The sequence below is a fragment of the Mycobacterium tuberculosis complex sp. N0072 genome (assembly GCF_030323725.1).
Classification (GTDB): domain Bacteria; phylum Actinomycetota; class Actinomycetes; order Mycobacteriales; family Mycobacteriaceae; genus Mycobacterium; species Mycobacterium tuberculosis.
This window is the reverse complement of the sequence record NZ_CP040689.1, coordinates 2,378,956-2,393,343: the sequence shown is the minus strand read 5'-3', so window position 1 is coordinate 2,393,343 and position 14,388 is coordinate 2,378,956. Positions and strand designations below refer to the sequence as shown.

Below are 14,388 nucleotides of genomic sequence, written 5' to 3'. Positions count from 1 at the left end.
ATCGTCGGCGGGCCTAGGCTCTACGGCATGCAGCGGATTATCGGAACGGAGGTCGAGTACGGCATTTCCTCGCCGTCGGACCCGACCGCCAACCCGATCCTCACCTCGACGCAGGCGGTGCTGGCATACGCCGCCGCCGCCGGCATTCAGCGTGCCAAACGCACCCGTTGGGACTACGAGGTGGAATCGCCGCTGCGCGACGCCCGGGGCTTCGATTTGAGTCGCTCGGCCGGGCCGCCGCCGGTGGTCGACGCCGACGAGGTCGGCGCGGCCAACATGATCCTGACCAACGGGGCGCGGCTGTATGTCGACCACGCGCACCCGGAATACTCCGCGCCCGAATGCACCGACCCGCTGGACGCAGTGATCTGGGACAAGGCGGGCGAACGCGTGATGGAGGCCGCTGCCCGCCATGTCGCCAGCGTGCCCGGGGCCGCGAAACTGCAGCTGTACAAGAACAACGTCGACGGCAAGGGAGCCTCCTACGGGTCGCACGAGAACTACCTGATGTCGCGGCAGACACCGTTCTCGGCGATCATCACCGGGCTGACCCCCTTTCTGGTATCCCGGCAGGTGGTGACCGGCTCGGGCCGGGTCGGCATCGGGCCCTCGGGTGATGAGCCCGGCTTCCAGCTATCCCAGCGTTCGGACTACATCGAGGTCGAGGTAGGGCTGGAAACAACGCTCAAGCGCGGCATCATCAACACCCGCGACGAACCGCACGCCGACGCCGACAGGTACCGCCGGCTGCACGTCATCATCGGCGACGCCAACCTTGCCGAGACGTCGACCTATCTGAAGTTGGGTACCACGGCGCTGGTGCTCGACCTGATCGAAGAAGGACCAGCCCACGCAATAGATCTGACCGACCTGGCGCTGGCCCGCCCGGTACATGCGGTGCACGCAATCTCCCGCGATCCGTCGCTGCGAGCGACCGTTGCGCTGGCCGACGGCCGGGAACTGACCGGTCTTGCGCTGCAACGGATCTACCTGGACCGAGTGGCTAAGTTGGTGGATAGCCGCGACCCGGACCCGCGGGCGGCCGACATCGTGGAAACCTGGGCACACGTGCTGGATCAGCTCGAGCGTGACCCGATGGATTGCGCGGAGCTGCTGGACTGGCCGGCCAAACTGCGGCTGCTCGACGGTTTCCGGCAGCGGGAGAACCTGAGCTGGTCGGCGCCCCGGCTGCACCTCGTCGACCTGCAGTACTCCGATGTCCGGCTGGACAAGGGCCTGTACAACCGGCTGGTCGCGCGCGGCTCGATGAAGCGTTTAGTCACCGAACACCAGGTGCTGAGTGCGGTGGAGAACCCGCCGACCGACACCCGCGCGTATTTCCGCGGCGAATGCCTGCGCCGGTTCGGGGCTGATATCGCCGCGGCTAGCTGGGACTCGGTGATCTTCGACCTGGGCGGCGACTCGCTGGTTCGCATCCCGACGCTGGAGCCGTTGCGGGGTAGTAAGGCGCATGTTGGTGCGTTGCTGGATTCGGTGGACAGTGCCGTGGAGCTGGTAGAGCAACTGACCGCTGAGCCTCGCTAAGCCTGGTTAGGCCGGGAAACGTTGGTGTTGACCGGTAGGGTAGAGAAAGACAGCGGGCGTGTGACGCGCACCCGCGGCCTTTTGAAAGGCCATGAGGAAGCAGGAGGCGGCGATGGCGCAAGAGCAGACCAAGCGTGGCGGTGGCGGCGGCGATGATGACGACATCGCCGGCAGCACCGCCGCGGGCCAGGAGCGTCGCGAAAAGCTGACCGAGGAGACCGACGATCTGCTCGACGAAATCGACGACGTCCTCGAGGAGAACGCCGAGGACTTCGTCCGCGCATACGTCCAAAAGGGCGGACAGTGACCTGGCCGTTGCCCGATCGCCTGTCCATTAATTCACTCTCTGGAACACCCGCTGTAGACCTATCTTCTTTCACTGACTTCCTGCGCCGCCAGGCGCCGGAGTTGCTGCCGGCAAGCATCAGCGGCGGTGCGCCACTCGCAGGCGGCGATGCGCAACTGCCGCACGGCACCACCATTGTCGCGCTGAAATACCCCGGCGGTGTTGTCATGGCGGGTGACCGGCGTTCGACGCAGGGCAACATGATTTCTGGGCGTGATGTGCGCAAGGTGTATATCACCGATGACTACACCGCTACCGGCATCGCTGGCACGGCTGCGGTCGCGGTTGAGTTTGCCCGGCTGTATGCCGTGGAACTTGAGCACTACGAGAAGCTCGAGGGTGTGCCGCTGACGTTTGCCGGCAAAATCAACCGGCTGGCGATTATGGTGCGTGGCAATCTGGCGGCCGCGATGCAGGGTCTGCTGGCGTTGCCGTTGCTGGCGGGCTACGACATTCATGCGTCTGACCCGCAGAGCGCGGGTCGTATCGTTTCGTTCGACGCCGCCGGCGGTTGGAACATCGAGGAAGAGGGCTATCAGGCGGTGGGCTCGGGTTCGCTGTTCGCGAAGTCGTCGATGAAGAAGTTGTATTCGCAGGTTACCGACGGTGATTCGGGGCTGCGGGTGGCGGTCGAGGCGCTCTACGACGCCGCCGACGACGACTCCGCCACCGGCGGTCCGGACCTGGTGCGGGGCATCTTTCCGACGGCGGTGATCATCGACGCCGACGGGGCGGTTGACGTGCCGGAGAGCCGGATTGCCGAATTGGCCCGCGCGATCATCGAAAGCCGTTCGGGTGCGGATACTTTCGGCTCCGATGGCGGTGAGAAGTGAGTTTTCCGTATTTCATCTCGCCTGAGCAGGCGATGCGCGAGCGCAGCGAGTTGGCGCGTAAGGGCATTGCGCGGGCCAAAAGCGTGGTGGCGCTGGCCTATGCCGGTGGTGTGCTGTTCGTCGCGGAGAATCCGTCGCGGTCGCTGCAGAAGATCAGTGAGCTCTACGATCGGGTGGGTTTTGCGGCTGCGGGCAAGTTCAACGAGTTCGACAATTTGCGCCGCGGCGGGATCCAGTTCGCCGACACCCGCGGTTACGCCTATGACCGTCGTGACGTCACGGGTCGGCAGTTGGCCAATGTCTACGCGCAGACTCTAGGCACCATCTTCACCGAACAGGCCAAGCCCTACGAGGTTGAGTTGTGTGTGGCCGAGGTGGCGCATTACGGCGAGACGAAACCCCCTGAGTTGTATCGTATTACCTACGACGGGTCGATCGCCGACGAGCCGCATTTCGTGGTGATGGGCGGCACCACGGAGCCGATCGCCAACGCGCTCAAAGAGTCGTATGCCGAGAACGCCAGCCTGACCGACGCCCTGGGTATCGCGGTCGCTGCATTGCGGGCCGGCAGTGCCGACACCTCGGGTGGTGATCAACCCACCCTTGGCGTGGCCAGCTTAGAGGTGGCCGTTCTCGATGCCAACCGGCCACGGCGCGCGTTCCGGCGCATCACCGGCTCCGCCCTGCAAGCGTTGCTGGTAGACCAGGAAAGCCCGCAGTCTGACGGCGAATCGTCGGGCTGAGTCCGAAAGTCCGACGCGTGTCTGGGACCCCGCTGCGACGTTAACTGCGCCTAACCCCGGCTCGACGCGTCGCCGGCCGTCCTGACTTTTGTCACTGCGGCAGGTTCGGCGACTCTGCGGGGCTATGACCTGCGAAGTCGCATGGCGGCTGGTGCGGATTTGTGTACTAGATTCGTACCGCGCGTTGTGGCGATGTGCTCGGTACCAAAGCTGTCGACCGCGATCACCCACATGGTGATCCACGTAATCAATAATCACATCGGCCACGGGAGTACGGGAGCCGGCTGTTAGGCGATATCGCACATGGAACTCACCCTATTGGTCGGTCGCGCGACAGCCGGGACAATGAAATCTGTTGATACACAGCATGGTTAGCGGTGATGGGGGTGCACGCCTTGAGCCGAGGCGGGAAAATATATGCGCACTCTAGCCGGGTGTTGGGGATCGCACCGTGGGCCCTTCACTGTTGCCCTTGGGACTGCGGACACGTTGCGACGTCTCCAACGGCGACGCCCCCCGTTTCTTAGGATGTTCCCGAATCAAAACTTAGGATGTTCCTTGTATGAAAACGTGGGCTCCCCATCGTAGACGAGTCTGATGGTCCCCTCTTTGTCTACCTTGGTTACGAGTTCGATGGGCCCCCTCTCCTTGTTCACGTCGGGCACGAGATGGATGACCTCCTCTTTTGCGTTCTCGTTGTGATAGTCGAACACGGTGTTGAGCATCCAGGCCTCGTCGTAGTCGTCGGCCATCTCCGGTGGATCCTCAAAATGCGACGTCGACTGTATCGCCTCTTGCACGGCTTCCCAATAGTTCTCCATCACTAGCGCGTCTTGGAACCACATCTGTTCGTAGTCGGCCTCCTTGTCGGCGATCCTGGTGGAGAATTGCCCGAACCAGTTGATTGCCTTCAACACTGTGGTCTGCACGCGGTTCGCGCGCACCATCGCCGGCGGCACCATCGCCGCTCTAGCCTGCTCGTAGGCGTTCGCCGCTGCCGTGAGCTGGATCGCGGTCTTATGGGCGTGCTCGGCGGTCGTGGTCAGCCACTGCACATACGGCAAGGTCTGCTGTATCAAAGCCTGCGACGACTGACCCCTATACGACTCCAGCAACGTGTCGAGCGCTGACTACAACCCCACCTTCGTCTTTTCCAGCTCACTGGCCAGAGCGTTCCATCCCTGGGCGGCGGCCAGTATCGGGCCAGAACCCGGGCCGAGATATATCCGGGTGGAGTTGATCTCGGGCGGCAACGCCCAGAAATTGGGCATAATTCGTTACTCCCTTGTACTCGCTGGTAGCCACTCGTGCGTAACTGGCGACACGTTAGAAACCTTCGTTGTTGGCGATCTCGACTTCCTCATACGCAAGCGCGCCATTCGCCAGGGTCCGGACCAATTTTCGATGAAAGGCCGTGCCCCGAGCGGCTTGCACCTGGTACTGCTGCCCGTGGCTACTAAAGAACAGCGATAACTTTTTTGATACGTAGTCGGCGGCCGGGGGAGGAACCTTGGTGGTCACCGAGGCCACCGCGGCATTGCTTACCGCCATGTGGGAACCAAGGGACTCCAGTGTCGCAGCTGCCGCCAACATCCCAAATGGGTCTACATTCACAAAGGACATGTGGTTTCTCCTCCTCGAAACTCAAAGAACCCGAGCTACTGCACAGGGAAAGATCAAGCGACCTAGTCACCTGCGCTCTTCCTCATTGGCTGCTTGGTAATGGTGCGAACTGCTTAAATCCGCCGAATAACGGAATCGAAGGGTACAAAGTGCGCCCACCGGTGGCCGGTGGTGAGATCATCCCGATTTCTCCCACCCGAAGGTGCGAAATGCACACAATGTCCTCTGCGGAATACCGCGGGCTGTAGGACTTTAAAACTTCCTGGTCTCAACCACGGGGAACACGCCACTGGTGCTTACCACAGTCAAGCCATCGGGAGCTACCCGCACCGGAACCACGACTCTTCTATTTCTATGTCATCTTTTACTTTTGGATGAGTCATAGTACTCCCTCTTGAACGCTTAGTTGCGTGACAAAATCGTACACCGAATACGGAACGTGGAAGTGCGTGATGTGCACCATAGTGTGTTAGGTATTTCGTGTACAAAATGTGGACAAGTAGTGCATGTCAAAGGGTTTGACAAATTAATGATTGGTCGCCCGTGATGCGAAGTCGCTCATGACGCATTCCTTACGGGCGGCCCAATCGCGCGGCTACAAAAAAGCTTGTATCACTAGCTAGAGTGGAGTCGGTTTGCTCGACTTCTGGTCACGACGTCCGTCGAACGAGCCGTGTCCGTGCCGAAGTGTTACCCCGAGTAGTTCCGCCGCAAAGTGCTCGACTTGGTGGCTGCCGGCCGCCCAAGGCAGGCGCAAACGTTGCCAATGAGGGCATCCGCGAGTTGAAGACCTGAAGTGGCGATCCTCAAAAAGGTCCCGTGAGCTGTTGCGAGAGCCGCACGGACTAGAAGGCAGTAAGCGGCCATAGCAACGATGGCCGCAGAAGGACTTCCCGTGCAGAAGGCGTGTCGACTGCTCGAGGTCGCCGAGTCGGGCTACCGCGAATGACGTTCACGACCGTGGTGCTCAACCCACCCCTGGCCACCCTGGAGGTGGCCGTGCTCGACGCCGACCGGCTACGGCGCGCGTTTCGGCGCATCGCGGGTGCCGCGTTGGGAAAACGGCTGCGGGAACTGGATCGCAAAGATGCCAAGGGACACAAAGGGGTTCCACGGGCGCCAAAGACTCCCAGTCCGACGGCGAATCGCCGGATTAGTGACGGGCCCGCGCGCCGATTGACGAGATGCTGTCGACAATCTTGATGCTATGCTATCAAAATGCGGACGACTGTCACATTGGATGACGACGTCGAGCAGTTGGTAAGGCGCCGGATGGCCGAGCGGCAAGTGTCCTTCAAGAAGGCCCTCAACGACGCGATTCGCGACGGCGCCTCCGGGCGACCTGCGCCGAGTCACTTCAGCACCCGCACGGCAGACTTGGGCGTCCCTGCGGTCAACCTCGACCGGGCCTTGCAGCTTGCGGCCGACCTCGAGGACGAAGAGCTTGTGCGCCGTCAACGCCGCGGGTCATAGCGGTTGATGAAGATCGTCGACGCGAACGTCTTGCTCTACGCCGTGAACACCACAAGTGAGCACCACAAGCCGTCGCTGCGCTGGCTTGACGGTGCGCTGTCGGGCGCCGACCGCGTCGGGTTCGCCTGGGTGCCGTTGTTGGCGTTCGTGCGATTGGCGACCAAGGTGGGGTTGTTCCCCCGTCCGCTTCCGCGGGAGGCGGCCATCACCCAGGTCGCGGATTGGCTAGCCGCACCCAGCGCCGTCTTGGTGAATCCGACCGTCCGGCACGCCGATATCCTGGCGAGAATGCTGACGTACGTGGGAACCGGTGCCAACCTGGTCAACGACGCGCATCTGGCCGCGCTTGCCGTCGAGCATCGCGCCAGCATCGTGTCCTACGACAGTGACTTCGGCCGATTCGAAGGGGTGCGCTGGGATCAGCCGCCCGCGCTGTTGTGATGGTGCGTCAGGGCGTGATAGGCGGGTCGCAGGAGCTCGGTCAGCGGCCGTCCGCGGGCGCTGAGTCCGGTGTCGGGCAGCTGGTCGAGCAATGCCGTCGATGGGGTTGCCGGCGGGCTGGGGACATTGATGTCGGCCTGCCGGGCGTAATAGCGGTCTAGGCAGTCGGTGAGCGGCTGGGCCACTTGTTCGGCGTGGTCGGCGGCCGGTGCCGCTCCGTCGGCGCGGGCAGCGGCCAGGTTGGCCAGCAGATCCTCCCGCTCGCGGCCACGCCACGCCAGGATGGCGAACGGATCCTCGTCGAAGGACTCGGCCAGCAAGTAGAAGGTGGCGGCCAGGTGCTTGCATGGGACCGCGTAGTCGGGGCAGGAGCAGTCCAGTGATAGCTCTCGGGCGGTGCCGGGGAATAGCGACAGGCCCAGGCCGGCGAAGACGTCCTCGATGTCTTCGGGCATTTCGCCGGACAGCAATTTTGCTGCGTACCAAGCGTTTTCGGCCAGGGTTCGCTCGACGTGCGCCCATTGCGACTTGCCGAACGCCGGAATCCCGATGCGGATCCGGTACGGCCGGGCCCGGCTGCCCTGCACCAGCGCGGTGACCAAGCCGGCATCCACCTGCAGCGAGATCACCTGCCCCTTGCGCGCATAGCTGCGGCCACGCTGCAGCCGGTTACCCAGGCCGATGTCCTCCAGCACCGCAATGAACCGCTCCGACCACCAGGTCTGCGCGATCGCGCCGCGGGTGCTGCGCGCCTTGATCCCACCCTCGACCGGACGGGGCCGGGACGGTGGTGGATACCAGGTGCTACTCACCGACGGCGCCTTCGGACAGCGCGAACACCTCGCGCAGATCGCGGGTGGACAGTTCGGTCAGCCAGCCTTCGCCGTCGGTGACCACCAAGTCGGCCAGCGCCTTTTTCTCCTCGATCATTTCGTCGATCTTCTCCTCGAGGGTGCCGGTGCAGATGAACTTGCGGACCTGCACCGTGCGCCGCTGCCCGATCCGAAACGCCCGGTCCGTCGCCTGGTTCTCGACCGCCGGGTTCCACCAGCGGTCCAGGTGCACAACATGATTGGCGGCGGTGAGGTTCAGCCCGGTACCGCCCGCCTTCAACGACAGCAGAAAAATGGGCGGGCCGTCACCGGACTGGAACCGGGCCACCATCTCGTCACGCCGCTTCCTCGGGGTGCCACCGTGCAGGTAGGCAATGTCTCGGGCGGCACGGCCGAAGCGTGCGGCCAGGTGCGGCACCAGCAGCTCGGCGAACTCGGTGAACTGGGTAAAACACAGCACCCGGTCGCCCTCGGCCAGGATCTCTTCCAGGATCTCCTCGAGCCGGATCACCTTCCCGGACCGCCGACCGACCGGGGAGCGATCGTGCAGCAGCTGGGCGGGGTGGTTGCACACCTGTTTGAGCTTGGCCATCGCGGCCAGCACGTTGCCGCGCCGCTCGATCCCTTCGGTGTTTTCGATCTTTTCCATCATGTCGGCGACGACGGCCTGATACAGCGACGCCTGCTCGGTGGTGAGTTGGCAGTACTGCTTGATCTCGATCTTCTCCGGCAGATCGTCGATGATCGCCGGGTCGGTCTTGAGCCGGCGCAGGATGTAGGGCCGCGTCGATGCGCGCAGCCGTTCGGCCGGTTCGGTGTGCCCGTGCCGCTCGATCGGGATCGCGTAGCGGGTGCGGAAGCGTTCGGAGGATCCGAGCAGGCCCGGGTTGAGGAAGTCCATGATCGACCACAGCTCGGCGAGCCGGTTCTCCATCGGTGTCCCGGTCAGCGCGACCCGGTGCGCCGCGCGTAGCCGTCGCACCGCCTTGGCCGCCCGGGACAGGCTGTTCTTCACCGCCTGGGCCTCGTCCAGCACCACCCGGTTCCATTCGTATTCCGCCAGCTCGTCGATGTCGCGGGTGGCGGTGGTATAGGTGCTCACGACCAGGTCGGTGCGCTCGAGGTGGTCGCGCAACGCCTCGCCGTGCAGCCGGGCGCCCCCGTGGTGGGCGTACACCCGCAGGTTGGGTGCAAACCTGGCCGCTTCCTGCTGCCAGTTGCCCACCAACGACATCGGGCACAGTAGCAGTGTGGGTCCGACGCCGCGATCCTGGTGGCGCTGAACGGATTCCAAGGTTTCCAGGGCCAATAGCTGCACCGTCTTGCCCAGGCCCATGTCGTCGGCCAGGCAGCTGCCCAAACCGAGCGAGGACAAAAACGCCAGCCACGCCAGACCGCGCTGCTGGTAGGGACGCAGCGTCGCGGTGAATCCGTCGGGCGGGTCCAACGGCTGCAGCGACGCCGCGGCGGCCCCGGCGAGCAGGTCCCCGAGCCAGCCGTCGGCGCGTACGGCGGTGACCTCGAGCGGGGTGTCCACGTCGTCGGGGTGGCTGGCGGCCAGCGCGAGGATCTCGGCGGTGGTCTTGCGGCCGGTTGGCTTACGCTCCAAAAACTCCAGCCCGCGGCGCAGCTGTTCGGTATCGAGCGCCACCCACTGGCCACGCAGCCGGATCAGCGGGGACTTGGTTTCGGTCAGCGCCGCGATCTCCTCCTCGCTGAGCGGATCGTCGCCCACGGCCAGCTCCCAGCGGAACTCGACGAGCTGCTCGCGGCCGAACTTGCTGGCCTTGCCCACCACGCCGTCGACCGGGGTATATGCGGACAGGACCAAGCCCAGCTTGCGGCGGCGGTCCCACCAGGACGGCAGCAGCACGCCAAACCCAGCCTCGTCGAGCACCGCGGCCGTACCCGACAGGAATCGGTAGGCGCCGTCGGCGTCGAGCTCAAGCCCGGACGGGCACGCGGTGCGCAGCGCCGGGACGAGCTCGGGGAAAATCCGAGAGGCCCGGCCCAGTTCGGTCAGCAGCAGCTCCTGCGGCCGGTCCAGCCAGCGGCGCAGGCTGCCGTCGTCGTTCCATGCCTGCTCGGCGGGGACCAGCAGGCTGGGGTCCTGCGTCGACTGCAATAAGAACTCCAGCCTCCACAACGAGCCCGCGGGCGTCTCCTCGTTTTCGGTCTCGACTTCGGACAGCCGAAACGTCGCCCGCGCCGGGCCGACGGTGCCGATACCGACGTCGTCCCATGGCCGCAACGCCTCGGCCAGCGCGTCGAGTTCGTCGGGCTCCGCGTCGAACCGGCCGTCCGGGCAGGTCAACGCGGTCAGCCAAGCCTCCACGGCCCGATGCCGTTTGGAGCGACCCCGTCGCGGGGGCAGCAGGTCCATCGGTGACAGCGCCGCGCGCACGGCGGCGTCGACCATCGCGTCCAGAGCCGAGGTTGCCAGTTCGTGCGGGTCGTGCCCACCAACTTCGGCGCGGCAGACCGGCGGCATCGCCGAGACCAGCGAGGTCATCGCGACCACGTCGCGTCCCTGCAACACCGGACGCCAGCAGGCGGCCGCGCCGTGGGTGTCGCGGCGCAGCTGGGGCAGCACGCGACCACGCTCGACCAACTCGCGCGCGAAAACGGCCAGCTCGGCCAGGTAGTCGACGGACGCGCCGTAGCGGACGTCGGGGGCGGGCTGGTCGAAGGCGGCCAACGCCGCGGTGGGGTCCAGGTCCACCACCGGTACCGTCCACGCCAACAGCATCGGATCGGTTCGCGCGGCCGGGCGCGGGGCGAGCCGGATCAGCTCCGGCGAGTCCAGCGGCGCCGATCGCAACGACGGCAACAGCAAAACGGCGGTTGCGGGTTTGCCCGGATGTATGCCGGCGATCAGGTCAGCGGGCGCCGCGAACGGGTGTGGCCGCGCGGAGCGCAGCGCCTGACTCGGGCTCTTCACCAGCAGATCGGAGTCCTCCGCCCACAGCCGCATCCCGCCGGAGTTGGACCAGAAGCCGTGCAAAACCAGCATGCAGTCCTTCTCTCTTGTCGACGGAGCGGCCGGCACGTTTCGCGGTTCTCCTGCGTCGACTGCGGCGCCGCGACATCGACCGATCGTAGCGGTTGGTCTTCTTGGATAGGTGCGGCGACACGAGAACTCGTCGGTGGTGTCCAGAAGGGGCGTGACATCCAGAAGGGGTGTTTGACATGAGGTGGGAATAGCCGCCCATCAGAACGATGGTGGCTTGTTGCGTTCGGCCATGTACGCGTCGTTGAGGGCGCGTTCGGCGTTGATGCGGTGGGCCAGCTCGGCGGCTCGGGTCCGGCGCCGTCGCGGCATCATCAGGCCGCGTGCGTCGACGTTGACTGCTGCCGTTGATGTTTGGGGTAGTTCGGCGGTGGTGGTGTGCCAGGTGGGAAAGAAGATGCGGCTGCCGGGATGGGTAGTGTAGGTGTGGCCGTTGGGCGCGGTCCAGATGACCGTGCCATCGGGTAACTGCACATCCCGCCAGCCCGTCCAGAAAGTTTTCAAAAGGTGGTGTTTTCTACACGCGCACTTCAGATTTGATGGATGCGTCGGCCCCAACGGCCAGGGCGCCGAATGGTCGATATCACAAAACTCGGCGGGCACGTCACACCCGGGAAACCGGCACGTCAAATCCCGCATCCGGACGAATTCAGCCAGCTTGGCCGACGGCCGGTAGTGCGGCTCTGCTGCGAGATCGCCGGGATGGCGCACTTGGCTGATGGTGGCCCCACCCCGGATGAGTTCGGCCAGCAGCGGCGCGGGCACCACACCGCCGCCGGTGGTGATCAGCTCGGCCGGCGCGTGGGTGGCGGGGGGATCGGGTTCGGGGTCGGGTGTCAACGCCTCGAACAGGGTCGTCTCCGGGGTGAGGGGCCGCGAAGGGGGTTCGTCGCCGGATAGGTGTGGGTCGGGTTGTGCGTCAAGTGCTGAGGCGTCGGCGACGACGTGGATGACCACACCGGCGGCCCGCTCGTCGTTGCCGGCACCGGAGGGGCAGTCGGGCTTGCCGCAGCCGCACGCCAGGTGGTCGGCGCCGGCGGCCAGCGCGCCCAGCGCGTCGGCGCGGCGCTGGGCCAGGGTGCGCGGGTCATCCTCGCACACGCCGTGGGCCATCTCGGTGAGCCGGCGATCCAGCATCGCGGCGTCGGTGGCATACAGCCGGCCCCACAGCGCGGCGGTGCCGGCGTCCTCATCGGGATCACCGATGCATAGGTCGCGGGTGCGGGCCGAGATACGGCTGCGCCGCAGCGCCCCGGGATCGTAGCGATCGATCCAGGAGTCGATGGCCTTTTCCAGTTTGGGGGCCGACAGCGGCCCCCACGCGCCGGCGTGTTCGGCCAGGGCGGCATCGAGCAGACTCAGTGCGTGCGGGTCGCGAACGAGGTAGGTCCGCCAGGCGATGATCGAGAAAAGCCGCGCACCAAGATGCCCGGCCAAAAACAACGCCGCCACCTGGGGCAGCCGGTTCAGGGCAAGGCTCAGATGCATTTGTCCGGAGGCTTTGCCGTGGCTGATAGTCAACGCCGCAGCCACCTCCGCGGCCGCGCAGTCCCAGAAGTCACACGCCCAGTCGGCCCGCTGGTCCGCGCCGGTGCGCCGGCCGGTCAGCTCGGCGATCGCCGACAACCGCCGGGCGCTCGCAGCCGCCTCCACACGAGCGCAGTCCTCGATCGCGGCCACCAGCGCGCCATCATCGGATCGGCACAGCTCCGTCGGGTCCGGCAGCGATATCTCGAACATGTGTGCGATACTAGTAGCGGCCACCGACAGCACGACGGTTCGCGTCACGGGTCGTCTGAGAAGCCCCGCTGGGTGCGCTGCGGCGAACGACGGTTCGAACAGTGCCCCGGCCATCACCTTCGACCACTCGCGTTAACCACCAGCCATCGCCAATGCTGGCGCCGGCGCAGCGCTGAGCTGCGACGAATCTGGCGAACACCCCGACTGAGGGTGGGGGATCGCAATACGATATTCCTGCCATACGCATCGACGGTTCCGGCGCAGCCGGGTTATCGCGGGTTGGTGGGAGGTGCGCAATGTCGTTTGTGATTGCGAGCCCGGAGGCATTGCTGGCTGCGGCCACGGATTTAGCGGCCATCCGTTCGACCATCAGGGCAGCGAACGCGGCGGCGGCGGTCCCGACGACGGGGGCGTTGGCGCCCGCCGCCGATGAGGTGTCGGCGGGCATAGCGGCGCTATTTGGCGCCCAGGCCCAGAGCTATCAAGCGGTCAGCGCCCAGGCGGCGGCGTTTCATGACCGGTTCGTCCAACTGCTTAACGCCGGTGGAGGTTCATATGCGAGCGCCGAGATTGCCAACGCGCAGCAGAACCTGCTGAACGCGGTGAACGCGCCCACCCAGACGCTGCTGGGGCGTCCGCTGGTCGGCGACGGCGCCGACGGGGCCAGTGGTCCGGTGGGACAGCCCGGCGGGGACGGCGGCATCTTGTGGGGCAACGGCGGCAACGGTGGCGACAGCACGAGCCCCGGGGTTGCCGGGGGAGCCGGCGGGTCAGCGGGGCTGATCGGCAACGGCGGCAGGGGCGGCAACGGTGCGCCCGGCGGTGCAGGAGGCAATGGCGGCCTGGGCGGATTGCTGCTGGGCAACGGGGGTGCCGGGGGAGTCGGCGGTACCGGTGACAACGGTGTGGGAGACCTCGGTGCTGGCGGCGGGGGAGGCGATGGCGGTTTGGGTGGACGGGCGGGGCTGATCGGTCACGGCGGTGCCGGCGGAAACGGTGGGGACGGTGGGCACGGCGGGAGCGGCAAGGCCGGCGGCAGTGGCGGCAGTGGCGGCTTCGGCCAGTTCGGTGGCGCCGGCGGGCTGCTGTACGGCAATGGAGGGGCGGCCGGTTCCGGCGGCAACGGTGGCGATGCAGGTACCGGCGTCTCCAGCGACGGTTTCGCCGGGTTGGGCGGCAGCGGTGGCCGGGGCGGCGACGCGGGGCTGATTGGTGTCGGCGGCGGCGGCGGCAACGGCGGCGACCCAGGGCTCGGTGCGCGCCTGTTCCAGGTAGGTAGTCGCGGCGGCGACGGTGGGGTCGGCGGGTGGCTGTACGGCGATGGCGGCGGCGGCGGCGACGGCGGTAATGGGGGGCTGCCATTTATTGGCTCCACCAACGCCGGCAACGGCGGCAGCGCGCGGCTCATCGGCAACGGTGGTGCCGGCGGTAGCGGCGGGAGCGGCGCGCCTGGCTCGGTCAGCAGCGGTGGCGTCGGGGGCGCGGGCAACCCCGGCGGCAGCGGTGGCAACGGCGGCGTGTGGTACGGCAACGGTGGCGCCGGCGGGGCCGCCGGCCAAGGGGGGCCCGGCATGAACACCACCTCGCCCGGCGGGCCGGGCGGTGTCGGCGGGCACGGCGGCACCGCCATCTTGTTCGGCGACGGTGGCGCCGGTGGGGCTGGCGCCGCCGGCGGACCCGGTACTCCGGACGGGGCCGCGGGGCCCGGCGGCAGCGGCGGCACCGGCGGGCTGCTGTTCGGAGTCCCCGGCCCGTCCGGCCCGGACGGGTAACGGGCGTGGCTATCGCGCCGCCGCCAACC

The 14,388-nt window shown here is 66.2% G+C and carries 12 protein-coding genes and 1 pseudogene; 8 read left to right on the top strand and 5 right to left on the bottom strand.

Annotated elements, in window-relative coordinates; translation table 11 throughout:
• The first annotated feature begins 27 nt into the window (after positions 1–27).
• From dop to prcA, 4 genes are all read left to right on the top strand, one after another.
• Positions 28–1,545, top strand: a complete 1,518-nt coding sequence (gene dop, locus FF952_RS11185) for a pup deamidase/depupylase (protein WP_003411029.1) — start codon at positions 28–30, stop codon at positions 1,543–1,545.
• A gap of 112 nt (positions 1,546–1,657) precedes the next feature.
• The gene (locus tag FF952_RS11180) at positions 1,658–1,852 is read left to right on the top strand and encodes a ubiquitin-like protein Pup (RefSeq protein WP_003411026.1); all 195 of its coding nucleotides are present in this window, start codon (positions 1,658–1,660) and stop codon (positions 1,850–1,852) included.
• Entirely contained in the window at positions 1,849–2,724 is an 876-nt protein-coding gene (gene prcB, locus FF952_RS11175; RefSeq protein ID WP_003411023.1) for a proteasome subunit beta, read from the top strand. Before FF952_RS11180 ends, prcB begins: the two co-directional genes overlap by 4 nt.
• Complete coding sequence (prcA, locus tag FF952_RS11170; protein WP_003901330.1) at positions 2,721–3,467, top strand: proteasome subunit alpha; 747 nt, start codon at positions 2,721–2,723, stop codon at positions 3,465–3,467. Before prcB ends, prcA begins: the two co-directional genes overlap by 4 nt.
• A 539-nt stretch (positions 3,468–4,006) precedes the next feature.
• Here prcA and FF952_RS11165 read toward each other — a convergent pair.
• Both FF952_RS11165 and FF952_RS11160 read right to left on the bottom strand, forming a co-directional pair.
• A pseudogene (locus tag FF952_RS11165) lies at positions 4,007–4,738 on the bottom strand (PPE family protein).
• Positions 4,739–4,793: 55 nt separating this feature from the next.
• Positions 4,794–5,090, bottom strand: coding sequence for a PE family protein (locus FF952_RS11160; RefSeq protein ID WP_003410820.1), 297 nt, complete (start codon positions 5,088–5,090; stop codon positions 4,794–4,796).
• Between the two features lie 945 nt (positions 5,091–6,035).
• Between FF952_RS11160 and FF952_RS11155 the strand changes: the two genes are divergently transcribed.
• The 3 genes from FF952_RS11155 to FF952_RS11145 are packed head-to-tail and all read left to right on the top strand — an operon-like array spanning position 6,036 to position 7,004.
• On the top strand, positions 6,036–6,293 hold the full coding sequence (locus FF952_RS11155; RefSeq protein ID WP_003410816.1) for a hypothetical protein: 258 nt from the start codon (positions 6,036–6,038) through the stop codon (positions 6,291–6,293).
• 15 nt (positions 6,294–6,308) lie between these two features.
• Positions 6,309–6,563, top strand: a complete 255-nt coding sequence (locus FF952_RS11150) for an antitoxin (RefSeq protein ID WP_003410814.1) — start codon at positions 6,309–6,311, stop codon at positions 6,561–6,563.
• Positions 6,564–6,569: 6 nt separating this feature from the next.
• The gene (locus tag FF952_RS11145) at positions 6,570–7,004 is read left to right on the top strand and encodes a type II toxin-antitoxin system VapC family toxin (protein ID WP_003410811.1); all 435 of its coding nucleotides are present in this window, start codon (positions 6,570–6,572) and stop codon (positions 7,002–7,004) included.
• Here the strand turns inward: FF952_RS11145 and FF952_RS11140 are convergent.
• From FF952_RS11140 to FF952_RS11130, 3 genes are all read right to left on the bottom strand, one after another.
• Complete coding sequence (locus tag FF952_RS11140) at positions 6,983–7,816, bottom strand: SWIM zinc finger family protein (protein WP_003899172.1); 834 nt, start codon at positions 7,814–7,816, stop codon at positions 6,983–6,985. The two genes, FF952_RS11145 and FF952_RS11140, sit on opposite strands and share 22 nt — an antisense overlap.
• On the bottom strand, positions 7,809–10,850 hold the full coding sequence (locus FF952_RS11135; protein WP_003899171.1) for a DEAD/DEAH box helicase: 3,042 nt from the start codon (positions 10,848–10,850) through the stop codon (positions 7,809–7,811). The genes FF952_RS11140 and FF952_RS11135 overlap by 8 nt, the downstream gene beginning before the upstream one ends.
• A gap of 198 nt (positions 10,851–11,048) precedes the next feature.
• Positions 11,049–12,587, bottom strand: coding sequence for an HNH endonuclease signature motif containing protein (locus tag FF952_RS11130; RefSeq protein WP_023637436.1), 1,539 nt, complete (start codon positions 12,585–12,587; stop codon positions 11,049–11,051).
• A 296-nt stretch (positions 12,588–12,883) separates the two neighbouring features.
• On the opposite strand from FF952_RS11130, the gene FF952_RS11125 reads away from it, so the two are divergent.
• On the top strand, positions 12,884–14,359 hold the full coding sequence (locus tag FF952_RS11125) for a PE family protein (RefSeq protein ID WP_003410786.1): 1,476 nt from the start codon (positions 12,884–12,886) through the stop codon (positions 14,357–14,359).
• Positions 14,360–14,388 lie beyond the last annotated feature (29 nt).